Consider the following 24,752-nt stretch of genomic DNA (forward strand, 5'->3'; position numbering starts at 1 on the left):
GCGGCGACCCGGGACCACCAGCGATGTCTGCGGGGAGGGGCGGAGGAAGCCGCACCGTAGGTCTTCATCGACTCACCCTTTCGTCTGTGGCAGGCCCCATCAGGTGCGGGTCCAGCGCTGGTTGCCGCCGTTCGAGCAGGAGTAGAGCTGGATCAGGGTGCCGTTGGCGGTGCCGCTTCCGACGGCGTCGAGGCAGAGACCGGACTGGACGCCGACGATGGATCCGTCGGAGTTGAGGCGCCATTTCTGGTTGTCGCCGCCCCAGCAGCTGTAGATCTGGACCTTGGCCCCGTTGCCGGTGCCGCCGGCGTCCAGGCACTTGTCGCCGTAGACCCTGAGCTCGCCGGCGGCGGTGTACGTCCACTGCTGGTTGGTGCCGTTGTTGCAGTCCCACAGCTGGAGCTGGGTGCCGTCGGTGGTGCTGCTGCTGGGCACGTCCAGGCAGCGGCCCGAACCGACGCCCTTGATCGGTCCGCCACCCGGAGGGGGCGTGGTGGAGCCGCCGTTGAGCGCGTTGAGGACGGCGGTGTAGGCGGGCTTCTTGCTGCCGTCGCCGTTGAACAGCAGCGGCGTGTCCTGCGCTCGCCAGGAGTCGGTGTCGCGCACACCCCAGACGGTGATGCCGAGGCAGCGCGGGACGGACAGGCAGTCGTTGGTCACGTTGGCGTAGGTCGTGGCCGAGGCGCCCTGGATGTCGAGTTCGGTGATGGCCACATCGACGCCGAGGGCGGCGAAGTTCTGCAGGGTGGTGCGGAAGTTGCTGTTGTAGGGGCTGCCGCTGTTGAAGTGCGACTGGAACCCGACGCAGTCGATCGGCACGCCGCGCTGCTTGAAGTCCCGGACCATGGCGTACATGGCCTGGGTTTTGGCCCAGGTCCAGTTCTCGACGTTGTAGTCGTTGTAGCAGAGCTTGGCGGCCGGGTCGGCGGCGCGCGCGGTGCGGAAGGCGACCTCGATCCAGTCGTTGCCGGTGCGCTGCAGGTTCGAGTCGCGCCGGGCTCCCGAACTGCCGTCGGCGAAGGCCTCGTTCACGACGTCCCACTGGGCGATCTTGCCCTTGTAGTGGCCCATCACGCCGTTGATGTGGTTGATCATCGCCTGGCGCAGCGTGCTGCCGCTGAGGCTCTGCATCCAGCCGGGCTGCTGGGAGTGCCAGGCCAGGGTGTGGCCGCGCACCTTCTTGCCGTTCTGCACCGCCCAGTTGTAGACGCGGTCACCGGCGGCGAAGTTGAACTGGCCCCGCTGCGGTTCGGTGGCGTCGATCTTCATCTCGTTCTCGGCCGTCACCATGTTGAACTCACGGCCCGCGATCGACGTGTACGCCGAGTCGCCCAGCCTGCCCGAGGCGATGGCGGTGCCGAAGTAGCGGCCGCTCTGCGCCGCCGCGGCGCCGAGCGTGCTCTCGGCGGCGTGTGCGGCCGGCGGCGTGACCAGTGCGGTGACCACACCGAGGACGCCGACGACCAGCGCCAGCAGCAGGCCGCGGATCTTCCGGCGGACAACGGGTCTGGGAAGGGCATACGAGCCCATGACTGTGCCTCCAAGGTAGAAATCAAGGAAGGACTGGAGCGCAGGGGGAGTGGCGCCTGTCGTGCAGCACAGTGGTTCGACATCTCGAACTACGGCCGGTTTCTCAGACCGGATGATTGAGGGATTGACGATGCATCGTCAATACTCCTCGCAGAAGAACTTTCGATTCCTTGCCCGAAACATTCGGGACCGGGCGAAGCGCTGTTTGTGGACAGATCGGCGACAGGCCTTGACCAGAGGGCCTGCCATTCCTAGCTTGTGGCGTCAAAGCTTCCGGGAAAACTTCGAAACATTTCGAGATCGTTCCTCTGGGTTCCCCTCACCCCGCCCCCAAAGGAGTGCCCCCTGATGCGTCTGAGACGCTTACTCGCCGTCCTTGCGCCCCTGCTGCTCGTGGCCACCTTCCTCGGTGCCCAGCCCGCCGGCGCGGCGACCATAGACCCCAACGCCTCGTACGTGCTGGTCAACCGCAACAGCGGCAAGGCCCTGGACGTCTACAACCTGGCGACCGAAGACGGCGCCCGCATCACCCAGTGGTCCAGGAACGACCAGGCCCAGCAGCAGTGGCAGTTCGTCGATGCCGGGGGCGGCTACTACCGCATCAAGTCACGCCACTCGGGCAAGGTGCTGGACGTCCACAACTGGTCCACCGCGAACGGCGGCGCGATCGTCCAGTGGACCGACCTGAACGCCACCAACCAGCAGTGGCGGCTGGCCGACAGCTCGGACGGCTACGTGAGGCTCATCTCGCGCCACAGCAACAAGGCCCTCGAAGCACAAGGCGCCTCCACCGCCGACAACGCGAACATCGTCCAGTACGACGACTGGGGCGGCGCCAACCAGCAGTGGCAGCTCGTCAAGGTCGGCGCCGACAACCCCGGCTCGTGCGATCTTCCGTCGACCTACCGCTGGACATCGACGGGCGCGCTGGCGCAGCCCAAGCCGGGGTGGGTCTCGCTCAAGGACTTCACCGTCGTCCCCTACAACGGCAAGCAACTCGTCTATGCGACGACGCACGACACGGGGACGCGTTGGGGTTCGATGAACTTCGGCCTGTTCACCAATTGGTCGGAGATGGCCTCGGCCAGCCAGAACACGATGTCGTCTTCCACCGTCGCGCCCACGCTCTTCTACTTCGCGCCGAAGAACATCTGGGTGCTCACCTACCAGTGGGGCGGGACCGCCTTCTCCTACCGGACGTCGAGCGACCCCACCAACCCGAATGGCTGGTCATCCCCGCAGGTGCTCTTCTCCGGAAGCATCTCCGGCTCCGGAACAGGACCCATCGACCAGACGCTCATCGGTGACGGCACGAACATGTACCTGTTCTTCGCCGGTGACAACGGCAAGATCTACCGGGCCAGCATGCCGATCGGGAACTTCCCAAGCAGTTTCGGCTCGAACTACACAACGATCATGAGCGATACGACGAACAACCTGTTCGAAGCCCCGCAGGTCTACAAACTCCAGGGCCAGAACCGCTACCTCATGATCGTCGAGGCGATCGGCTCGCAGGGCCGCTACTTCCGCTCGTTCACGGCCACCAGTCTGAACGGCTCATGGACACCCCAGGCCGCGACCGAGAGCAATCCCTTCGCCGGCAAAGCCAACAGCGGCGCCACCTGGACCAACGACATCAGCCATGGCGAACTGATCCGCACCAGCGCCGATCAGACCATGACCGTCGATCCCTGCAATCTGCAGTTGCTCTACCAGGGGCGCAGCCCCAACTCCGGCGGCGACTACGGCCTCCTGCCCTACCGTCCGGGTCTGCTGACCCTGCGGCGCTGACGGCGTGGCGGGCTCGGCGGAAGGCCGAGCCCGCCTGGGTCACGCGCCAAGGCCAGGCTTCCGTGAACGCCGGTCCGGTCGGCCCGAGGGCGACCGGATACAGTGCGCGAGACGGCAGCCCGGTCAGGGAGGGTAAGCGTGACCGACACCAGCAACACCCGACCCGCCGACGGCGAAGCGCAAGCTCCGCGGCAGAACCGGCTGCTCCGCCTGATCCGCTACCTGCCCCTGATCGCCCCTGTCCTGCTGTGGGCCGTGCCCTGCTGGGTGCTCCTGTACACCGGCCAGCACTGGCCGCTGCCCGTCACGCTGGCCGGCACCGCCCTGTTCGCCCTCGGCCTCGTCGGTATGCCGCTCGCGATGGTGCGCGGCCACGGCCGGCGCCAGCAGGACCGGGCGGCGATCGCCGGTGACACCCTGCTGGGCGCCAGCTGGGTTCTGTTCACCTGGTCCGTTCTGCTCGGCGTCCTGCTACGGCTCGCCCTGTTCGTGGCCGGCGTCGGCGAGGGCCAGGACCGGGCCCGGGTCGTCACGTGGGCCGTCCTCGGCACCACCGCCGTACTGCTGGCCTGGGGGTATGCCGAGGCCCGCCGCGTGCCACGGGTGCGCCGACTCGACGTGCACCTCCCGCGGCTGGGTGCCGGGCTGGACGGCCTTCGCGTCGTCCTCATCACCGACACCCACTACGGCCCGCTCGATCGCACTCGCTGGTCGGCGCGGGTGTGCGAGACGGTGAACACTCTGGAAGCCGACCTGGTCTGCCACACCGGCGACATCGCGGACGGCACGGCCGAACGCCGCCGCGCCCAGGCCGTCCCCCTCGGTACCGTGCGGGCCACCCGGGCCCGTGTCTACGTCACCGGCAACCACGAGTACTACAGCGAGGCCCAGGGCTGGGTCGACCTGATGGACGAGCTGGGCTGGGAGCCGCTGCGCAACCGCCATCTGCTGCTCGAACGCGGAGGCGACACCCTCGTGGTCGCCGGCGTGGACGACGTCACCGCCGAGTCCTCCGGACTGGCAGGCCACCGCGCCCACCTCGCCGGAGCCCTGAACGGTGCCGACCCCGGCCTGCCCGTCCTGCTCCTGGCACACCAGCCCAAGTTCGTCGACCGGGCGGCAGCCGAGGGCATCGACCTTCAACTCTCCGGCCACACCCACGGCGGCCAGATCTGGCCCTTCCACTACTTGGTCCGCACCGACCAGCCCGCCCTCGCCGGCCTCAGCCACCACGGCACCCGCACCCTCCTCTACACCAGCCGCGGCACCGGCTTCTGGGGCCCGCCGTTCCGCGTCTTCGCCCCCAGCGAGATCACCCTGCTCGTGCTCCGCTCCCCGCACCTGCCCACCTCGCCGTAGCCGGCTTCTTCCCGGTCGCCTACGACAGGTCCCTGGTCATGCTCGCGACCAGACGGCCGACCTCGAAGCCCTCCAGGTGGGCGGTGTGTGCGGAGGCGGCGCCCTGGACCAGCAGGTCTGCCTGGCCGCCGGTGAGGTCGACGGAGGCGCGGGGGCGCTGGTCGAGGTAGACGTCGACGCGGTCGACGTTCTCCGCGGTGAGCTTCAGATGGAGCGCACCGTCGGCGGGGGCGGCCTCCGTGATCGTCACGGCGTGCGGAGCCAGACCGTGCAGGAGCCGGCCCGCGTGGTCCAGGAGGTCGGTGTTGCCCTCCAGCAGGTCGCGGCGGGTCATACGATGCAGCTCGTCGGGGGTGACGCCCAGGTCCTCCACCGGCGTGCCGGAGTTCGGGCCGACCCGCAGCGTGCGGCGTATCGACACCCGCATTCCGGCGCCCTTCGGCAGGGGCGCGTAGGGCGTGCCCGGGTCGTCCGCCAGGAACCCGGACAGCAGGTCATGCGTCCAGACGTTGGCGCCGCCGGCGCCCGTGTTGTCGTCGGTGCCGAGCACGGGGCCGATGCCGTGGTCCTGGAAGCCGGCCGCGAAGAGGTCCGTGGCCGAGTAGCACCGGGCGTTGGTGATGAGCACGACGGGCCCGAAGTACTGCTGCCCGATGGCGTTGGCACCGTTCTCGGGGCTGATCGGGAAGGCTCCGGAGTACACCGAGCCGGTCTCGACGGCCTGTTCCATGGACGGCACCCACGGGCCCAGATCCAGTCCCGGACCCCCCTGGAAGCGCCGGCAGATCCGCAGATTGAGCGGGGTGTTGGCGAACTGCACCGGTTCGGGGGCGATCCGGCGCGGTGTCAGCGTCTGCAGGGTGAACTCGGCGGCGTGGATGTGCCCTCCGCCGTTGTCCCGGACGTCCACGATGAGGCCGCCCTGCGGCAGTTGCCGGACGAGCCGGACGAACTCGGCGACGAACGTGCCGGGGCTGTCGACGTTGAACGTGAAGATGCGGATGTGGCCGAACGTTCCGGACGGCGTGGTGACGGCCCGGGCCCGGAACACCTTGGGCATGGTGGTGACGATCTCGCCCGCCTCCAGGTCCGGCGGGGGCTGGTCCGCCTCGGCGGCCCGCTCCTGGGCGACCACCCGGGGCGCGAACAGCAGCACCCTGGCCCGCTGGGTCTCGTCCCCGTCGAGGTCCATGCCCTGGGACACGGCCGTGCCCCGGTCGGCGGAGACGAACGAGGGCAGGTTCTCCACGATCTGCCAGCTCTGCCGGAGTTCCCGGGCCGTTCCGGCGAGGTCGACATAACTGACCGTCACCCACTCCTCCAGCGGCGGGAGATGGATGGTGAGCGGCCGGACGGTCAGCGACTGCACACCCCGGCTGCGCCGGGCCGCCGTGTTGCTGCCCGCGAACCGGGCCGCGTTGAGGTCGACCGCGTCCAGGACCGGGATGCCGCTCCAGTGGGTGATCTCCACCCCCGGCTCGAACCCCGGCGCCGAGAAGCCGCTCGCCACATGGGTGACCAGGAACCGGGTGCGGTCCTGGTCCGTGCAGGACTCGACGAGGAACGGCAGGAAGGCGATCTTCCCCTTGAAGGGGTCGGGCAGCAGGTAGTTGGTGTGCAGGTCCCGCACCGAGTGGAAGATCTCCGACATCTCCGCGTGGAACAGCCACTCCCTCGGCATGGTCTGCGGTGTCTGCCGCTCCATGCGCCGGCGCAGCAGCCGCAGCCGCTGGACGGGGTTGACGCCGTGCATCGCGGTCTTCAGCGGCAGATGGACGTAGTTCTGCTCCAGCAGGACCAGGGCCTGGTCGACGAGGAGGCGGCGGTCCTCCAGCGACAACTGGCCGGCGTCGTGCAGGAAGGCGGGCAGGGGAGCCGCACCGAGCAGGTGGTCGCGTACCGGTTCCGCCGCGTTCTGCAGGAACTCGGATGCGTTCTCATGAACCGGTCGGGTCATGGTGATGCGCCGGCCCTTCGTGGTTGTGATCGGGGCTTCGAGGAGGCTGGTCGGTCAGCCCCACTGGATGTCGGCCGTGGTCTCCAGCGGCGCGCGGTCCGCCGCCGCCTCGGGCACCTGCAGGGTGTCGCCCTTGTGGAGGGCGGCGGGGAAACGCACCCGAGTGCGGTCCTCGACCTCGCCGAGGGTGACCTGGAAGACCCGGAACTCGTCCAGTTCCAGCGCTTCGAGCTGGTCCAGGTTCTGGGTGAGCAGAAACGCCCTGGCCTTCAGTTCGCCGTTCTCGGTGAAGGCGATGACCTTGTAGAACTCCCTGGATATCCGCACGCCCCGGTAGACCCGGTCGTCGTCCCGGAAGACCGGCCCGCCGAAGACGCTGATCCTCAGGTCGTCGACCTCGACGTCGTCGAAGACGGCGCTCTCCAGCGCACCCCACACCCCGTGCTTGGCGCTCTGGTTGAAGTCGTCCATCTGCGGGGTGATGTTGGTGTAGAAGAACGAGTCGGTGTTGGCCTTCTGCGCCTCCGGCAGGCTGCCCCAGAGCAGATCGGCGCGGCGGGCGATGTGTCCCCGGTCGAGCCGGTTGGCCTGGTACAGCTCGTTGCCGACCTGCACCGTGCCGGACAGCCGCTGGTCCTTGACGAAGGGGATGCCGCTGCGGCTGAGCTTCTTCAGCGAGCCGCCGTCGACGTTCCAGGCCACCCAGAACGGGAAGCGCCGCTTCTTGCTCAGGGTGAGGGAGAAATGCGTGTACGGGATGACCGGCGAACCGTCCAGGAGTGCGGCGTCGCGCGCGAGGTCGGCGTCCAGCTCCGGAGCCTCGACCCGTTCGCCGAGGAAGTCGGCGTCGTAGCCGGCGATGATCTCCAGCTCCTCCGGCGCCGGCTGGCCGAGGGTGATGTCGAGCTTCTCGAACACCGAGGTCGACAGGCAGGCGAGGGCGTGCTCGTCCGGGTCGCCGGTGCCCTCGCCGGCGAAGTGCAGCCCGGCCAGCACCGTGCTCACCCGGTCGTCGCCCTCCTTGAACAGCCACACCGCGCCGGAGTCACCGCCGCTGCTGACCTCACCGTCCGCCGACGGATGGTCGGGGTCCGGGCCGATCTCGAAGCACCCGATGGTCTGCTGGCCCGTCACCCCGCCGTAGTTGATCTTCGCTACGGTGTCGACGCGGCGGACGATGCCATGGGTGACCCCGGTGGACCGGCCGCTCTTGACCACCTTGTCGTCGAGCTCGGGCTCCCCCAGGGTCCGGGGGGCGACGTCCAGTTCGAGGAACTCCGGTCGGAAGTCGCGGTCCTCGATGGTCGCCACCGCGCAGTCCCCGGCCACGCCCAGGTGGGAGCGCTTGAGCACGCCCATCCTGTTGCGGTCGATGCGATTGTCGTCCCGTGTGCCGGGCTGCACGACCTCGATCCCCAGCTCGCCGAACGGCCCGTGCAGCACATGCCAGTTGCTGAGCACGTACGGTGTGCCGTCGGCCCGGTCGAACACGATGCAGCCGATGGTGCCGGCCGACACCGTCACCGCGCCGACGCTGGCCCCGGGCCGGATGGGATCCAGCCGGCTCTTGCGCGTCGGGCTCTCGACCTCGGCCACCATGTGGAAACTCGGCTTGTAGGTGCGCTCGATGACATCGGTGGGCACCTCGAAGCCGTCGACGGTGATGGTGGCCGGGATCAGCGAGGTGCCCAGGGACTCCAGCGCCTCCGGCTCGGCCTTGGTCGCCACGGTGAACTGCAGGGCCACGTCGCCGCCCGGCTGATCGCCGGTGACCTTGCGGCCGACGCCCACCGACGTGATGTTCGGATCCTCCAGCAGGTGCGGGCCCCGGACGCGGACGTACTGCCGCAGCGACGAGATGAGTTCGTCGTCGGAGGACGAGCCCTTCTTCGCCGAGGCCGTCTTCGCAGCGGACCTCGACGGCGGCTTGGGCGCGGACCCGGACGCGGACTTGGACGCGGCCTGCCGTTGCGGGGTCTTCGAGGTGGTCTTCTTCGTGTTCCTGCTTCTGGTGGCCATGTTGGCACGCATCCTTCGTGGGCGAGACGGCACCGGAGATGCGGCGGGAAAGGCGACTTTGCCCCTCCTATCCATCATGGCCGAGCGGCACGAGGCGGCAAGTCGGGCCAACACGTTCCAATGAAGCGTCAATTGTTGAAGAGGGACCTGACGCCGGTGGTCTCCGACGCTGACGATGCCCTTCGTCCTGGCGCCGATCTTGTTGTCGTAGAGGACATCGCCGGTGGACGTGTTCCAGATCTTGATGCGGAAGGTGTCCGGGCCGTCGGTGGCGGTGACTCTGAAGGCGTAGCCGCCCTTGCCGCCCACCGTGCCGGTGCCCTGGTAGACGGCCCGGGAGCCGTTCACCACGAGCCAGTCGGAGCCGGTCGACCGGAAGGTGAGCCGGGCGGAGCCGAAGACGAACGAGGCCTTGCCGGTGGGGACAGTGGCTCCCTTGCGGTACTGGGCGCCCAGGGTGAACGCCGCCTTTCCGGTCAGCCCCGGCCCGGCCGGGTAGGCACCGGCCGGCGAGATGATCGTGCCGGCGCCGGCAGCGGGCCCGGCGGCACGGTCGTAGACGACCAGCTCCCCGAACGTGGTGCGGTCTTTGCCCTCGTCGTCGTCGGTGACGGTGACGACCGGGCGGTGGATGCCCGCGTCGCCGTAGACGTGTGCGGCGCGGCAGCCGGAGTCGGTGACCGTGCCGGTCGCCGGCCGCCCGCCGTCCTTCCAGTCGACCGTGCAGGTGTGGCGGTCGGCCGAGCCCGGATCGTCGAAGGACACGGTGACGACGGCGGCCTTGCCTACCGGGAGGGGCGAGCCGGGGCCCTTGGCGGACGTGATGGCCGGGGCGGCGTTGGAGACCTTGACGGTCGCGGTGTCGGTGCCGCGCCCGCCGGTCAGGGTGACCTGGAAGGTGCCGTCGTCGGTGCAGCTGAGGGTTGTGCGGGCTGCTGCGGGGTCCTGGACGGCACACGGGGCACCGTCCTGCACGGCCCACCGGGGCGTGCCGGCCCCCGAGACGGTGCCGGCGAGCGTGATCGCCTCGCCCTCGGCGCCGGTGACGTCCGGCCCCGCGTGGACGACGGTGACCGGGTCGATGCCCCCGAGGGTCGGGACGACCTTCCTGATCAGGCCGTCGGAGCCGAACTCCAGCTTGTCGATGGTGGTTTCGCGGTGGGTGCCGTCACCGCCGGGGAGGGCGAAGCGGTGGTAGGCGATGTACCAGTCGTCGGTGTTCGGGACGTGGACGACGGAGTGGTGGCCCGGCCCCTTGATGCCCAGGGAGAGATCCTTCTCCAGGATCACGCCCTGCTTGGTCCACGGGCCGGTGGGCGAGGGGCCGGTCGCGTAGGCGACGCGGTAGTTCTCGTCCCGGGTGTCGTTCTCCGACCACATGAAGTAGTAGGTGCCCTTGCGCTTGATGACGAAGGTGCCCTCGTTGTAGCCGCTCGGGGTGATGTCCGTGACCTTCGAGGTGTCGATGGAGGTCATGTCGTCGCCGAGCGGGACGACATAGGCGCGGCCGTTGCCCCAGTAGAGGTACGTCTTGCCGTCGTCGTCGGTGAAGACCGCCGGGTCGATCATCTGGCCGCGGAAGTCACCGGCCTTGAGCAGCGGCTTGCCCAGGGCGTCCTTGAACGGCCCGGTGGGCGAGTCGGAAACCGCGACGCCGATATTGGCGTCGGCGCAGAAGTAGAAGTAGTACTTTCCGTCCTTCTCCGTCATCGTCGGCGCCCAGGCCCTGCTGTCCGCCCAGCTGACGTCGGGCCCCAGGTCGAGGATGACGCCGTGGTCCTTCCAGTGGACCAGGTCCGTGGAGGAGTAGGCCTTGAACGTGCCGCTCCAGCCCTCGAAGCCGTCGGTCGTGGGGTAGAGGTAGAAGGTGTCGCCGAAGCGCACGATGTTCGGGTCGGCGTTCAGACCCGGCAGGACCGGTGTCTTCATGATCAGTGCCGAGACCTTCCAGGTGCGCTTCTTGCCGTCCGACCCGGTGACCTCGTACGTCACCGGCCGGGTGAAGTCGTGCACGCTGCCGGAGGCGGGGCTGATCGTCGCGTCCGCGGCGAGCGCGAACTGCGGTGCCAGCGCGGTGAGGTCGGTGCCCTCTTTCATCGGCAGGGTGATCGTGCCGCCCGCGTTGTCGATGAGGGCGTCGACCTTGAGCGCCGGGTGCGTCGCCTTGGCGATGCCCGCCGTGTTGCCGCTGAGTTCCATGACCTCGGCGCCCGTGAGGGCACGGTCGTAGATGCGGAAGTCGTCGACCTCGCCGCCGAAGTAGGGGTCGGCCGCGTACAGGGACCGGCCGATGTAGCCGCTGTGGTCCTTGGCCGCGTCGTACAGCTCGGACGGCTTGATGGTGGTCGTCGTGCGGGCCGCTTCGACGCCGTCGGCGTAGAGGACCATCGTGCCGGTGGCGCCGTCCAGCGTCACCGTGACGTGCCGCCACTGGCCGGGCGTGAGCTGCGAGCCGGCCGTCAGCTTCGACTCCGCCGACCAACTCGCTTTCGTGATGGCCGAGTAGAGGCTGGAGCCGCCGTTGGACGGAGTGGCGAAGAGATACTTGTCGCTGTCGGGCCCGAGCCCGAACAGCCACTGGAAGCCGCTGCCGCCCTTCCACTTGGCGTAGGTCGACACCGTCACGCTGTCGGCGTTCTTCAGCACACCGTTCGGGATCTTCACGTACGGCGAGCCGGAGTCGCCGGACATCTTGAACGAGCCGCCCTCGACACCGGATCCGAATGCCGGTGTACGCACATAGGTGCCGTGGTGGCCGTGCCCGCTGGAGTCACGGGCGATGCTGCCGCCGGTCTCGTCGAAGTCGTAGTGCAGCAGCAGGCCGGCCGGGACGTCCGGCTCCTCTTCGGACACGGTGACTTCGGCCCGGACCGGGATGGCGGCGCCGTCCGGCAGGCTGCCGGCCACGGTGAAGGTGCCGGCCCGGGCGTACTGCGACGCCGGTACGTCCTCCCAGGTGACGGCGACGGGCCGCTCGACGCCGTCGGCGTACTCGGCGATCACCGTGGCCGGCAGGACCGGGGCTCGGCCGACCCGTGTCGTGACCGACACGTCCTCGACGCTCTTCACGACCTGGTCCGGCTGGTAGGCGCGCAGCAGCCGGTCGTACTCGGCCTGGGTGACCGGCAGCACGGTGCCGTGCCGGGGCTTGGACGGCAGGTCGTAGCCGGTGGAGGGGGTCCAGGTGCCGGAGTCGAGGTCGGTCGTCTCGAACGGGATGTAGCCGCGGCCACCGAACTCGTCCAGGAACGCGTACCACTTCTCCTCGGTGTTGGACTTGAACACCAGCGGTCCCTCGGCGGCGTTCATCGCGCCCTTGCCGATTCCCTCGGCGACCGCGGTCCAGGACGGGTTCAGGATCGAGTCGCTCTTCTCCTGGAAGATGAACTTGCTGTCGGGGGTGGAGGAGGTGTTGTTCCGCTCGTCCTTGGACAGGCGGTAGTACGTCCCGTCGTGCCGGATCATCGTGGAGTCGATGACCGAGTAGCCGCGGTCGATCCAGACCTTGGGCTCGCTGAAGGTGTAGAAGTCGCGGGTGGTGGCGTACATCATGCGGTTATAGGTGTCGCCGGAGTGGTCGGCGTTGTCGTACAGCTTCGACGCCCAGAAGACGACGTACTCGCCGCGCTCGGCGTCGTAGAACGCCTCCGGCGCCCAGGTGTTGCCCGCGCTGTCGGGTGAGACCTTGACCAGGCGCTGGTTCGTCCAGTGCACCAGGTCGGTGGACTCCCAGACCATGATGGACTTGCTGCCGGTGCGCTGGGAGGCGTCCCAGTCGCCGTTGCCGTAGATCCTGAGGTCGGTGGCGATCTGGTAGAACTTGTCGCCCTCCGGGGAGCGGATGATGAACGGGTCGCGCAGGCCCTTCTCGCCGAGCGTGGAGGTCAGGACCGGCTTCCCGTCGTTCAGTTCGCGCCAGTGCAGCGGGTCGTTGCCCTTGCTGAGGGCCGCGTAGAGCTGTTCGCCGTCGGAGGTGCCCTCGCCGGTGAAGTAGCTGAACATGTAGCCCTTGAGGGCCGCCTCGGCGGGCAGTTCGGGCACTTTGGCCGTCATGACGCGGGTCGCTTCCGCCTCGCCCTTGGTGACGGTGGCGGTCAGGTCGACGGTGGTGGCGCCGGCGCCGTGCGCCGGGCGGTGGACCTGGCCGTCGGCGGAGACGACGTCCGGGTTCGCGGAGGACCAGGTGACGGCCGTGCCGTAGGCGCCGGCCCTGGGCAGGGTGAGGTTGCCGCGCGCGTCGTCGAGGTTGTGGACCGTGAGCGCCTCGGCGGCCTGCCGGGTGGCGGCGTCGTCGTCGAGAGCGGGCCGGACGGTCACGTCGAAGGTCTTGGTGCCGGTCACGGTGCCCTTCTTCAGGGTCGCCGTGAGCGTGGCGCGGCCGTCCGGTGAGCCGGCCTCGGGGCGGGTCACCTTGCCGGTGTCCGACACCACCGAGGGGTTGTCGCTGTCCCAGCTGATGGCGGAGCCGCCGGCCGGGCCGGTCGTGGGCAGGTCCAGGTCGGAGGTGACGCCGCCGGTGTCCCCCAGGCTCAGCGCCTCCTTGTCGTCGGCGACGCCCTGTGACGATACGGGGAGGGAGAGCTGCTCGACCTCCGACGCGTCCAACGCCCGGTTGTAGACCCGGAAGTCGCGTATCCGGCCCTTGAAGAGCTTGTCGCCGTCGTAGACGGACTTGCCGACGTAGTTGGCCTTGGTGGTGCCGGAGCCGATGGCGCCGGGCGTGGTGGTGACCGAGGTGTTGCGGCCGACCTCGACGCCGTCCTCGTAGAGCACGCCCGTGGAGCCGGTCTGCGCATAGGTGATGTGCTTCCACACGCCGCGGGTCAGGTTGTGGGAGTCGGACGGCTTCGTGGTCTGCTCGGTCGACCAGTTACCCGTCGCGACGGAGGTGCGGAAGGAGTTGCCGGTGGTGAACAGGTAGCCGTTGCCGCTGCCCGCGCTCGTGTTGCCGAAGCCGTAGAGGAAGTAGGGCGTGCTCTGGGCGGAGTCGATCAGGACGTCCAGGGAGACGGTGATCGAGTCCATGCCCTTCATGACGTCGTCCGGCACCTTGATGTAGGTGTCCGACCCGTTGAAGGCGAGCCCCTGACCGGATGCCGACCAGTCGGCGGTGCCGCTGACCGTGCCGTTCCGGCCGTTGCCGGAGGCGTCGGTCACGGTGCCGCCGGAGTCTGCGTCGAGCTTGTACCACAGGGCCAGGCCCTCGGTGAGGTCCGCGGCTTCGGCCGCCGGCGCGTCCGGGGCCGCCTGCGCGGAAACGGCGGGTCCGGCGAGGGCGAGCAGCATCGACGCGGCGGTCAGTCCGGCGAGAGGGCCCGCCGAACGTCTCGCGCGGCTGCGAAGTCGTGCGACGTGCGTCATGTCTTCTGAGGTCCCTGCTGAGGCATGGCTGATGACGGACAAGGCGAAGCGGAAAACGCGGAGACGACGAGGCGACGGCACGTCCTTGCCGTGAGCCTGCCGTTACACGCAGGTGACGTGTGTTGCGAGAGTCTCAGCCGACGCCCAGGGCAGCGTCAATAGGTTCCGAACAATGTACGGCAGGTCGAACAGGTTCGTGCGACTCACGGTTCGTGGTCGATGGCGAACGGCCGGTCGGTGCTCGCCGAGTGATCCATCCCATGGGGGACGAACCACTCGGCGTTTCCCCGGCGATGGGCTGTGGGGGCGTGCTCAGAACACCAGCGGCAGTTTCTTGACCCCGGTCATGCTCAGGCTGGGAAGGAACACCGGCGGGCTGTCCGGATCGCTCCGCAGGTTCGGGAAGCGGTCCAGCAGGATGTTCAGCGCCACTCTGCCTTCCAGCCTCGCCAGGGGCGCGCCGATGCAGAAGTGCGCCCCACGGCCGAACGCCATGTGCGGGTTCGGGTCCCGCATCGGGTCGAAGGTGTGCGGATCGGTGAACACCTTCGGATCCCGGTTCGCCACGCCGAGGAACGTCACCACCAAGGAGTCGGCGGGGATGCGCTCGCCGCCGAGTTCGACCTCGGTCGTGGTGGCCCGCGCCGTCCCGGCGAACGGGCTGTAGTACCGCAGCGCTTCCTCGATCGCCGCGGGGATCATGCTCCGGTCCTCGCGCACCCTGGCGAACCACTCCGGGTGGGTGTCCAGGCACAGGATCGAATTGCCCAGCAGCATCGTGGTGGTGATGTGCCCGGCGATCAGCAGGACGTTGGAGAAGTTCACCACTTCGTTGTCGGTGAGGTGTTCACCGTCCACTTCGGCCTGGATCAGCTTGGTGATGAGGTCTTCGCGGGGATTCCTCCTGCGGTCCTCCACGTGTTCGCGCAGGTAGTCGGAGAGTTTCCGGACCTTCAGCATCGCGTCCTGAAGCCGCTGCCGCTGTTCTTCGGTCCGGTCACCGAAGGAGAACTCCTGGGTGCTCTCCATCAGGGCGTCGCCCCATTCCCGGAACCTGTGCCGGTCCGAGCTGGGCACTCCGAGCAGTTCGGCGATAACGATGACCGGAAGCGGATAGGCCAGGTCGTTGACCAGCTCCATCCGGTTGCCGTCGGCCACTTCGTCGAGCAATTCGTTGGTCAGCTCGGCGATGCGCGGTTCCATATCGGCCACCACCTTTGGGGTAAAGGCATGGCTGATCAGACCACGGAGCTTCTTGTGCTCCAGCGCGTCCATCTGAATGAGGTTGCCCTCGCTGAACTCCTCCTGGCCCTCCAGCATGTCCTTGGGTATGACACGCTGTGTATTCGAGGAGAACGTCGCGGGGTTGGCCAGGACGTGCTGGACTTCCTTATAGCCGTAGACGCACCAGATTCCGGCCTGGGCGTCGTAGCGCACCGGGGCCTCCGGCGCCTGGCCACGTAGCCAGAACTGCGCCTCGTGAATTCCCCAGGTGTCGGCCATGGATGTCACGTTTCGTCATCCTTTGCTAGAACGTAGGTATGGATCCGCCCGGCGGAGGGCTTCGTCCTGGGCCCAGTCGAATGGGTGGTCGACCGAATGGAAGCCGGCCGCTATGCGGCCGGCTTGCGCGCGGTGACCCGCTCGACGACGCCCAACTTGCGCCGTTCCTGGTGCTCGATGACGAATCCGGCCTGCTGGACCAGCGGGAGCGGCCGGCGGGTCTGGTAGTCGCCGCACTGTCGCAGCATGTTCTTCTCGAGCATGCGCTGCCACCAGAAGACCAACCGGTGGTGACTGCCCACGTGGTCGAGCAGCAGCAGCCGCCCCCCAGGTCGCAGCACCCGGTACATCTCGGCGATCACGGGCCGTTCGTCGGGCACGCTGCACAGCCCGAGCGTGCAGACGACCGTGTCGAACGAGTCGTCCGCGAACGGCATCGCGTGGGCCTGTCCTTCCCGCAGCTCGATCTCCCGGCCCAGTGCGGCGGCACGGTCCCGGGCCTGGTCCAGCATGGCCGGGCTCAGGTCGAGTCCGGTCACGGACACCCCGGCCGGATAGAACTGCAGATTCAGGCCGGTGCCGATGGCGACTTCGAGTACTTCCCCTTTTGCCTGGCCGGCCACCCATGCACGCCCGTCATCGAGCAGCATCTTTTCGAGACGCCCGGCGTCACGGTCGTAGCGGGGAGCGTATTCCTGCCACAGTGCGAGGAGCCGCTCGTTCTCTTTGGTCACGTCGGTCACGTCGTTCTCCCGTTGTCAATCCGCCCGCGGCATTAGGGCAGCGCGCTCATCGGATTCGGTTCGGGGTTCCAGCGACTGTGCCAGAAAAAGTGTCACCATCGGCCAGGTTCGCAAATTCAGGTCCGCGACGAATCCGCCGCGAGTGCCCCAGCCACTTCGGCCGCGCCGACACCTGGACATACCCCACGGACTCCTGCTTCATGCACGCAGGTCCATACCCATCGCCGCAGGTCCCGACGCTTCTCCCCGTTCCGCCGACCAGACATGGTGCCGTACATCGCCCTGGACGGCCAGTGCTTTGCCACCATCACACCCGAGCTCGCGAACTTCGTCCAGTGGCACGCATGCTGCCTACACGCAGAAAGGGCGTTCTGACCAGCAAGAATTTCAACTCACAACTAATGTGACCGGCAGGGGATTGCTTGACAGGCCTGAGTCCCGTCGGTGACGATCAACCCACGGCGGTCGACCAACCGCCGTCTGTCTAGGTTTCTCAACGGGGGAGAACTGTGGACGTCAGTACGCCTGCGTTACAGCAAATCGCGTCCTTGGTCTCGCCGTACGGCCTCGTATCCCGCACCGCGGCTCTGCCGGTGGCCGACGGCGATCCGGACTTCGCCATCCGCGTCGCCGGCATCGGCGATCCGTCGAAGGTCCTGCACAGCATGCGGGGCTGGAGCAACGACGGGGACATGGGCAATGTCGACGGTGTCGGCAGCGCACTGGCCGGCGAGCGGGCCAGGCTGATCTCGATCGCCGAGGCGCTCGAACGGTACTCGGTCTGCGCCTGGCACGACGAGGACATCCTGGTCGCCGCCGAGGACGAGCTCACCGAGGAGTTCGTCTCGCCCACGCGCTGGCCTCAGTGCTCCGCAAGCGAGTTCGCTCGCGACGACTGCGGTCTGGTCCCGTACGACCCGGCCGTTCCGATCAGATGGGTCCGGGCCTGGTCGCTCACCCGGCGGTGCTCCGTCCTCGTCCCGGCCATCGCGGTGTACCTGCACATGGCACCGCAGTCACCGTCGGAACGTTTCACCAGGGGCATCACCACGGGAGCGGCCGTCCACTCCGATCTCCGCAGCGCGGTGCTCGGCGGGCTGCTCGAGGTCGTGGAGCGGGACGCGCTCTCGATCGCGTGGCTGCAGCGCCTGCGGTTGCCGCGATTGTCGGTCGATCCTGAGCTCCTGGAGCCGCTGGAACGCGCTTACCACACGACCGGGACCGCTCGTCACCTCGACGTCCGGCTCTTCGACGCGACGACGGACTTCGGCATCCCTGTGGTGTATGCCGTGCAACTCTCGCCCCACGAAGACCGGTTGGCGCAGATCGTCTGCGCGACGTGTGACGTCGACCCGCAGCGGGCGGTGGCCAAGGTCTACCGTGAACTCGCCGCCGTGCGTGTGGCGTTGCGTGGCCGCGTGGACAGCCGGCCGGTGGGGCGGCCCGACGACGGGACCGTCAGTGTGGTCGGCTCGGCGGCGTACAACGCCTCGGCCGAACGGCGTGACGCCTTCCGGCACCTGCTGGAAGGCGAGCGCGACGTACGGCGTCTCGAAGAGCTGCCCGACCTGTCCGCCGGCGCGGACCCGCTGGCGACCGCGGTTTCCCAGGTGGCCGCGCGGGGGGCCGAGGTGCTCGTGGTCGACGTCACCACGGACGAGGCACGACAGGTCGGCATGCACGCCGTCAAGGTGCTGGTGCCCGAGGCCATGCCCCTGTCGTTCATTCACAGCGAGCGCTACCTCGGCACGGACAGGCTCTACACCGCGCCGACGGCGATGGGACACGAGAGCCACGGCGAGGAGTCGCTGAATCCGGATCCGCAGCCTGCTGCGTAGATAGGGGACAAGGCACGTGCTGTCCGAGCAATCAGAGGAATGCCTGTACCTGGTGAGAGACGCGTTCGGGGAGCAGTACGCCGACGCGTACCAGGCGGCGGCATCGAGCCGGGTGACCGGCAGTGAACTTCCCGACGACGACCGGCTGTCGCACGCCGCGGTGATCGCCGCCGTGTACTCCGGGCAGGACGAGAAACTGCGGGACGCGCTCGACCGACTCGGATTCGAGCGGGGCGTCCCGACGGTGGCGGTCGAGCTGCTCCCGACCAGGATCGTATGCGGTCCGGCCGTGATCCCCGGAGCCACGGCCTGCTACGACTGCTATCTGCGGCGCGTCGAGCAGCACCGGGACCCCGCGCAGACCGATCCCGTGGGCGAGGCGACCCGAGGCCTGCCGGAGGGCTTCGGCCGGATGCACCTCGCGATCGCGCACGGTCTGCTGACACTGGCCATGGCCGAGCTGCGCACGGGTCCGGTGGGGCTCGGCGGCACGGTACGGACGTTCGACCTCGTCGCGGGGACGCTGTCGACCGCGTCGACGGTGGCGGTGGATCGCTGTCCACGTTGCGGTGCCCGATGGGGCGACCGGCGGACCGGCATCGGCGCGGTGGCTGGTCTCACGTGAGGTTTTCGCTTTGGGGGAGGAGGAGTGCAACCGATGGGTGTTGAGCTGAGGGCAGATACCCTGGGACGGGTCGCGCGTCGGGACAAGCAGATCGCCGTCCCCGTCCGCCCCGCTCTCCGCAGGGGTGTTCGGCTGCGCCAGTCCGGCGACGCCGTGATGCTCGATGGCGCGGACAAACGGCAGGTCTTCACCGGGGAGTTCGCGCGCGGCCATCTCGGCCGGCTGGCCGCCGCTTGTGACGGTACCGCCACGCATGCCGATCTCGCCGCCGCGGTGGGACTCGACGAAGCGGTCGTTCACAAGGCCCTGGCCCTGTTGTGGGCGTCAGGGGCCTTGGAGGAGGGCACCCCGGTCGGCGAACACCCGGCGTTGCCGCCCGAGCTCGCCTGCCTGGTGTCACGGCTCGGCAACTCCACCGGAGTGAACCTGTCCTGGACCGACGCCGCGGCGAGGCTCGGTCGCGCCACCGTCCATGTGGCAGGCCACAAGCCCCTGGTGGAGGCCACGACGAGCTGCCTGAGCGGGGTGTGCGAGGTGGTCGACGACATCGATCGGCTGCCGGTCGCCGACGACGCCTTCGTGGTCTTCTTCGAGACCCGGCAGTCTCAGCCGGAGCTCGTCGAACTGCAGCGCCGATGTTGGCTGGAGAAGCGGTCGCTGTTGCGCGTCCGGGCCGACAGCACCTCGATGGTCATGGGACCGTACGTGGACCCCGCGTTCACCCCGTGCCTGGAGTGCGGCGTGTCGGGCGAGGACGACCTGTCGGACGATCCGCCGCAGCACGCGTACGACCTCATCGCCGGCCTCGTGGCACATCACGTGCTCGCGCTCGTCTCGCGGTCGATCCGCACCTACCTGCCGCTCGACGCAGGCATCATCGACTTGACGACCCTGTCGACGCGACACCGCCCGAGCGCGACCCGCCCCGGGTGTCCCACGTGCTCGTTCAGCGAGGGCACGACGGCGTCCGTGCCGCCGTCCAGCGCGACATACGAGGCGGCGGTGGCATTGCCACCGCGCAGGTTCCTGGATCCCAAAGGGCATCTGGCCCATTTCCAGTCCTCGAACATCAAGCTGCAGTTCGAGTTCCGGAGCTGGCCCAGCTGCCCGCGGGTGGCGCTGCCCGAGGCGGACGTATCGAGGTTGGCCGGAGCGCCGGCCGGAGACCGGGCGGACCTCGGCCGGCCTGATGTCGCCCTCCTGCTCGCGATGGCATTCGGCATCCGCGAGCGGACCGACGGGTGGGTACAGCGATGGACCGCGGCCGGCGGGAACATCGGCTCGGCGACGGCCTATGTGGTGAGCCGTGACGAGGCCGTACTGCCCGTGGGCGGGTACGCGTACCGCGACCAGGACCACTCCCTCGCACAACTCACCACCGACAAGCTGCCGGGCGACCGGCCGCTGCTGCTGGTCGTCACCTCCAACCTCAAGAAGATCGCCGCCAAATACGGCACGTTCGGGCTGCGGCTCTCGCTCTGCGACGCGGGCGTCGGACTGTCCACCGCCCGGAGGGTCACCGATCACCTGAACCTGGACTCTTCACTCGTCACGGACTGGGACGACCACCTGCTGAGTGAGTACCTGGGCCTCTCCCCGACCGAAGAACCCATCGCCGCAGTCATGGAAGTGGGCTGAATCCATGCGATCCGACTCGTCCATGATGCGACCGCTGCTCGATGGCTTCGCCGCTCGTGCCCGTACGAGCGACGGTCTCGCGGCACACCGGTCACCGACGCCGTTCGCGGATGCCACGCCCGTCGCCATCGATGAGCAGGAGGTGACCCACGGGCACCCCCGCGATCTGGCCGCCACCCTCCTGACACGCCGGTCGTCCTTGCACTACGCGGACGCACCAGTGCGCACGGACCTGGTCCTGAGCCTGGTGCAGACCGCGTTGCGGCGTGATTCCGACGGCTGGGAGCTCGATGACGACGCCGGCCAACTCGAGGCATTCGTCTTCGCGCTGCGCAGCGAGGGGAAGCCGGGCGGAATCTACCGGGTGACCGCCCGGGAGTTGTCGTTCATCGCCCCGGCCTCAGCCCTCCGCGATCCCGAACTCCTCGGCGTCCAGCGCGAGTTCGCCGACGCGGGCGGAATCGTCAGCCTCTACGCCAACATCGACCGCGCGGACTCGTGGGCGGGATCGCACGGCTACCGTCTCTGCGCGGTGCGTGCCTCCATGGCCCTCTACGACTTCCACCTGAGATGCCAGTCCCACGATCTCGTCGGCACCATGTTCGGCGGGTTCATCGGCTCGGCCGTCCGGAACCTGGTCCAGAGCGACGGTGTCACCCGGCACCCTCTGCTCGCCGCGACCTATGCCCACCCGGCGCCGTGATCACCGGCGTCGAACCGCGCCCATCCCCCACCCCGTCGACGGTCAGCCGGCGACGCGACATGCTGCGCGACGAAAGTGAGTGAGTTGATGTCCAACGAGGGTGCGTCGCACGCGGCGGGTGTCGTCCTCGCCCGTCCGGACGTGTCCGCGCTGCGGACGAAGCAAGGAGCATGGATCGGCGTCGGCTCCGCGTCCTTCACGATCAAGGGTGCGGGCGCCTTCGGCGTGGTCTCGACTCTGCTGGACCGGTCGGACGGCAGTCGCACCGGTCATGACCTGGTCGGTGCGTTCCCGGCCGGGTCGCGCGCGGCGGTGTCGCGTGTGCTCGACGCGTTGGTGGCCCATCGGTGCGTGACCGTCCTCGACGCGCCGATCGCCCATCAGGTCACCGTCAAAGGCCCCGCTGCGGAGTGGCTGATTCCATTTTTCTCACAGCTGACGGATGAACCGGTGCGCGCGCTGGACCGCGTGCTCGCCACCACCCTCCACCTGTACGGCGGCGCCGACTGGCTCGGGCGCCTGCGCCAACTGCTGGTCACTTCACCGCTGTTCGGGCTGCGGACCGAGTACCACACCGTCTCGGACGCGGACCCGGTACCGCAGTGGGAGGACGCGGGCTTGGTCGTCATCGACGCGGACAGCCTCCCGTACGAACGCACCGTGCGACTGCAGGACGCACTGCTCGACCGGGGCGTACCGCACGGCATCGTGGGCGAGGCGGGCCGGCGCCGCTGGATCCTCTGGTCCGACGACAAGTCGACCGGTTGCTGGGCCTGCCTGTGCCGATACGGTCGCACGGCGCAGCCCGATGCTCCCGCCGACACCGTGTCACCGGCACCGGACGACTTCACCGCGGCAGCCGTGATCCACGCGATCTACCAGCGCACTGCCGGGCTCGGTGAGCACACGGCGGCAGCGGTGGCCATGCCCCTCGACTCGAGCCCGCCGACGGTGAAACCGCATCCCGCGTGGTCGGCGGCGGGCTGTCGTTGCCACCGGGCGGTGGTGCCACCCACCACGGGTGACCGGAGCGACGACGTGGAAGAGGCCCTGGTCCGCAGGAACATCGTCAGTCCCGACGACGACGACCGGCTGGACGACGACCACGAGCACATCATCGACGTCCTGGCCGGCTGGACGGACGAATTCGTCGGCCCCTTCCGGTACCTGGACGGGGGCGACCTGCCCCAGGTCCCGTTCGGACAGGCACGGGCCACCCTCCTCGTCGGACCTGCCGAGGCGCACGAGATCACCGCCGCTACGTTGTCGTCCCGGGAGGCCCTGTATCAGGCAGCGCTGGGCGGCCTCGAAGTCTTCGCCGCGCAGCACGACGGACCGCGGCCGAACCTCAGCGCCGGATGGACTCTGGACGAGGCGATCTACCGTGCCCTGCTGAGGCAGTCGATGCTGACGCCGGCGGACGACGCCGAGTGGGTGCCGGTGTCCGACGACGACCTGGGGCACGACGAGTGTGCCGCCTTCAGCCGGTACATCCAGCGGGGTGTCGAGCGCACCCGTGGCTGCGAGGCGCTGCAGTGGTTCGGCACCCGCCTGCCGAACGGCGTCTACCGGGTCCTGGGGCGCGCCACCGGAAAAGCAGTCATCCAGGGCGCGGGCGCCTGTTACGCGGAAGCGGTGTCGACGGCGTTGCTCCGGCTCGTCAACGACGCCGGCGCCCTGGTTCCGCTCAACCCGCACTTCCGTACCTGGACTGAGGTATGGCGGCACATCGCACGGCCGCGGAGTGCGGAGGTGACCGCGCAAACGGTGCCCTTCGCGCGGCAGCAGGTCCGACTGGTGGAGATGGCATGAGTACGGAAACGCGAGTTCCACCTGCTGCGGACCTGGTCTCCGCTCTGCTGGCCGATGCCGGCGCACCCGCGCCCGCGGAGGTGCTCCTGGGCCCGCTGACCGACCCCACACGGGTACATGCCGACGGAGGCGCGTCGGGGCGGAGCGTAGCCGTGCTGTTCTGGTGCGGCAGCGTCTACGTCCTGGCCTACGATCCGGCGGACGAGGGTGGCGGCGGATGCCCGCGGTGCCTGGCGTGGTCCCTCACCAGGCACGTGGACTCTGCCGACATACCGTTCGAGGAGGCGTCCGGCAGCGGTTCCGCGGGAGGCGCGCGCAGCTACGCGCTCTGGCAGCAGGCCGGTCCCGCGGTGCGCGAAGTCGTCACTCGGGCCGCGGCACTCTTCCTGCGGGAGAACGCGCCCGCCGGCACGCTCGCCGTGGTCGACCGAGCCGGCGGCGCGGTGCGACAAGGACTCGTACCGCCGAGGACGGGATGCCCGGCCTGCCAGCCGGCGACGACCACGACCACGGTCCCCTTCGGCTCCGCGCCCGAGCTGCTCGAGAAGTCCGACGGTGCGCTCCGGGCCGGCCGCCCGCTGCCGCCGACACTCGCGTCCGACTACCTGGGACCGCACTCGCTGTTCAGGGAACCGCTCGCCGATCTGGACGGCCCTCTCCCCACGGCACAGGTGGGCCTGCCGCTGGGCAACGGCGTGCTGGAGCCCGGGGTGGGGCGCTCCCGGAGTTTCGCCAAGAGCCGGACGACCGCTGTGCTGGAAGGCCTGGAGCGTCTCGCGGGCTTCTGCTACCAGCCGGTCGACGGCACTGTGGAGGCCTCGCTCTCGGAGCTGGGGACACAGGCCATCGATCCCCGCACCCTCGGCTATCACTCCCCCGACCAGTACGCGCGCGAGGACTTTCCCTGGTCGCCGCTGGACGCGGCCGAAACGGTGGAATGGGTCCCGGTCACGCCGCTCGGCGAAGGACCCGCCCGGTACCTTCCGGAGGTCGCGCTGTCGTGGGTGCGCCGCCCGGAGACACGGCAGCCGTTCTTCTACGACACGTCGAACGGCTTCGCGCTGGGCCAGAGTCACGAGGAAGCGACCCTGCACGGGCTCTTCGAGATCGTGGAACGGGACGCGTTCCTGCTCACGTGGTACCGCAAACTGCTCCTCCCCGAACTCACCCTGGGACCGGCCGACAGCGACATCAGGGACTTGATGGAGCGCGTCGAAGTGGTCACCGGATTCCGAATCCGCCTGTACTGGGCGACGTTGGACATCGAGGTCCCGGTCGTGCTGGCACTCGCCCAGCGCGACGCGGACTCGGGTCCCTGCACGCTCGTGTCGACGGCGGCCAGCCTGTATCCGCGGGCGGCGGCCGAGTCGGCCATCTTCGAGGTGGCCGCACGCGTGGCCTCCATGAGGTGCGTGTACGACGACGACCCGGAGCACCGGCAGCGGCTCGCGGAGGACTTCGACTCACTGGTCACCATGGACGACCACAGCCTGCTCGGTGCGCTGCCCACCTCCCGGGAGTGGTTCGCGTTCCTGACGACGGCGGACCGGCCCGAGATCAGTCTCAGCGCGGCGGCCGCGGCAGCCCCGGTGTTCGGCACCCTCAAGGGCGACCTCGACTACGTGCGCACGCAGATCGAGGCCGTCGGCAGTCACGTCTACGCGGCCGATCTCACCACGCCGGAGCTGCGCTGGCGCGGGCTGGTGTGCACGCGCAGCTTCGTACCCGGATGCCTGCCGATGACGTTCGGGCACGGCACACGGCGTATGGAGGGGCTGCCACGCCTGCACGGCGGACGGCTCCCCTGTGCCTCCCTGCTGCCCGACGACCAGACCCCGGCGGACGTCCCGCCGCACCCCTTTGCGTAGCCCGC

13 protein-coding genes and 1 pseudogene are annotated in these 24,752 nt (G+C 68.9%); 8 read left to right on the forward strand and 6 right to left on the reverse strand.

Annotation, left to right across the window (positions count from 1 at the left end):
• Positions 1-99 precede the first annotated feature (99 nt).
• Positions 100-1,530, reverse strand: a complete 1,431-nt coding sequence (locus tag CCL05_RS15275; protein ID WP_086561050.1) for an endo-1,4-beta-xylanase — start codon at positions 1,528-1,530, stop codon at positions 100-102.
• Between the two features lie 348 nt (positions 1,531-1,878).
• Between CCL05_RS15275 and CCL05_RS15280 the strand changes: the two genes are divergently transcribed.
• Both CCL05_RS15280 and CCL05_RS15285 read left to right on the forward strand, forming a co-directional pair.
• Positions 1,879-3,321, forward strand: a complete 1,443-nt coding sequence (locus CCL05_RS15280; RefSeq protein ID WP_086561051.1) for a non-reducing end alpha-L-arabinofuranosidase family hydrolase — start codon at positions 1,879-1,881, stop codon at positions 3,319-3,321.
• Positions 3,322-3,459: 138 nt separating this feature from the next.
• Positions 3,460-4,680 (forward strand): metallophosphoesterase, encoded by a 1,221-nt coding sequence (locus CCL05_RS15285; RefSeq protein WP_086561052.1) that lies wholly within the window; start codon positions 3,460-3,462, stop codon positions 4,678-4,680.
• Positions 4,681-4,699: 19 nt separating this feature from the next.
• Here the strand turns inward: CCL05_RS15285 and CCL05_RS15290 are convergent, their stop codons facing one another.
• From CCL05_RS15290 to CCL05_RS15310, 5 genes and pseudogenes are all read right to left on the reverse strand, one after another.
• Positions 4,700-6,637, reverse strand: coding sequence for a S41 family peptidase (locus CCL05_RS15290; protein WP_086561053.1), 1,938 nt, complete (start codon positions 6,635-6,637; stop codon positions 4,700-4,702).
• A 54-nt stretch (positions 6,638-6,691) separates the two neighbouring features.
• Positions 6,692-8,734 carry a DNA/RNA non-specific endonuclease gene (locus CCL05_RS47275; protein WP_341868262.1) on the reverse strand — a complete coding sequence of 681 codons (2,043 nt, stop codon included), beginning with the start codon at positions 8,732-8,734 and terminating at the stop codon, positions 6,692-6,694.
• A gap of 72 nt (positions 8,735-8,806) precedes the next feature.
• A pseudogene (locus tag CCL05_RS15300) lies at positions 8,807-14,017 on the reverse strand (family 43 glycosylhydrolase); the annotation flags it as partial.
• 312 nt (positions 14,018-14,329) lie between these two features.
• The gene (locus CCL05_RS15305; RefSeq protein ID WP_086561054.1) at positions 14,330-15,520 is read right to left on the reverse strand and encodes a cytochrome P450; all 1,191 of its coding nucleotides are present in this window, start codon (positions 15,518-15,520) and stop codon (positions 14,330-14,332) included.
• 110 nt (positions 15,521-15,630) lie between these two features.
• On the reverse strand, positions 15,631-16,263 hold the full coding sequence (locus tag CCL05_RS15310) for a class I SAM-dependent methyltransferase (RefSeq protein ID WP_208641516.1): 633 nt from the start codon (positions 16,261-16,263) through the stop codon (positions 15,631-15,633).
• 548 nt (positions 16,264-16,811) lie between these two features.
• Between CCL05_RS15310 and CCL05_RS15315 the strand changes: the two genes are divergently transcribed.
• The 6 genes from CCL05_RS15315 to CCL05_RS15340 all read left to right on the forward strand — a co-directional run bounded on the left by CCL05_RS15315 (position 16,812) and on the right by CCL05_RS15340 (position 24,747).
• The gene (locus tag CCL05_RS15315; RefSeq protein ID WP_244204278.1) at positions 16,812-18,101 is read left to right on the forward strand and encodes a YcaO-like family protein; all 1,290 of its coding nucleotides are present in this window, start codon (positions 16,812-16,814) and stop codon (positions 18,099-18,101) included.
• A 52-nt stretch (positions 18,102-18,153) separates the two neighbouring features.
• The gene (locus CCL05_RS15320) at positions 18,154-18,726 is read left to right on the forward strand and encodes a TOMM precursor leader peptide-binding protein (protein ID WP_244204279.1); all 573 of its coding nucleotides are present in this window, start codon (positions 18,154-18,156) and stop codon (positions 18,724-18,726) included.
• A gap of 33 nt (positions 18,727-18,759) precedes the next feature.
• Positions 18,760-20,364, forward strand: a complete 1,605-nt coding sequence (locus tag CCL05_RS15325; protein WP_086561057.1) for a tpaE — start codon at positions 18,760-18,762, stop codon at positions 20,362-20,364.
• A 4-nt stretch (positions 20,365-20,368) separates the two neighbouring features.
• Positions 20,369-21,067 carry a tpaF gene (locus CCL05_RS15330; protein WP_086561058.1) on the forward strand — a complete coding sequence of 233 codons (699 nt, stop codon included), beginning with the start codon at positions 20,369-20,371 and terminating at the stop codon, positions 21,065-21,067.
• A gap of 87 nt (positions 21,068-21,154) precedes the next feature.
• Positions 21,155-22,879 carry a hypothetical protein gene (locus CCL05_RS15335; RefSeq protein ID WP_086561059.1) on the forward strand — a complete coding sequence of 575 codons (1,725 nt, stop codon included), beginning with the start codon at positions 21,155-21,157 and terminating at the stop codon, positions 22,877-22,879.
• Positions 22,876-24,747, forward strand: a complete 1,872-nt coding sequence (locus tag CCL05_RS15340) for a YcaO-like family protein (protein ID WP_086561060.1) — start codon at positions 22,876-22,878, stop codon at positions 24,745-24,747. Before CCL05_RS15335 ends, CCL05_RS15340 begins: the two co-directional genes overlap by 4 nt.
• The last annotated feature ends 5 nt before the right edge of the window (positions 24,748-24,752 follow it).

This window comes from Streptomyces africanus (assembly GCF_002150735.1).
Taxonomy (GTDB): Bacteria; Actinomycetota; Actinomycetes; order Streptomycetales; family Streptomycetaceae; genus Streptomyces; species Streptomyces africanus.

Excerpts from the sequence above, each read along its gene's own strand:
- CCL05_RS15305 (WP_086561054.1), bottom strand. The coding sequence starts at position 15,520 with ATGGCCGACACCTGGGGAATTCACGAGGCGCAGTTCTGGCTACGTGGC.
- CCL05_RS15275 (WP_086561050.1), bottom strand. The coding sequence starts at position 1,530 with ATGGGCTCGTATGCCCTTCCCAGACCCGTTGTCCGCCGGAAGATCCGC.
- CCL05_RS15335 (WP_086561059.1), top strand. The coding sequence starts at position 21,155 with ATGTCCAACGAGGGTGCGTCGCACGCGGCGGGTGTCGTCCTCGCCCGT.
- CCL05_RS15340 (WP_086561060.1), top strand. The coding sequence starts at position 22,876 with ATGAGTACGGAAACGCGAGTTCCACCTGCTGCGGACCTGGTCTCCGCT.
- CCL05_RS15330 (WP_086561058.1), top strand. The coding sequence starts at position 20,369 with ATGCGATCCGACTCGTCCATGATGCGACCGCTGCTCGATGGCTTCGCC.
- CCL05_RS47275 (WP_341868262.1), bottom strand. The coding sequence starts at position 8,734 with ATGATGGATAGGAGGGGCAAAGTCGCCTTTCCCGCCGCATCTCCGGTG.
- CCL05_RS15280 (WP_086561051.1), top strand. The coding sequence starts at position 1,879 with ATGCGTCTGAGACGCTTACTCGCCGTCCTTGCGCCCCTGCTGCTCGTG.
- CCL05_RS15290 (WP_086561053.1), bottom strand. The coding sequence starts at position 6,637 with ATGACCCGACCGGTTCATGAGAACGCATCCGAGTTCCTGCAGAACGCG.
- CCL05_RS15325 (WP_086561057.1), top strand. The coding sequence starts at position 18,760 with ATGGGTGTTGAGCTGAGGGCAGATACCCTGGGACGGGTCGCGCGTCGG.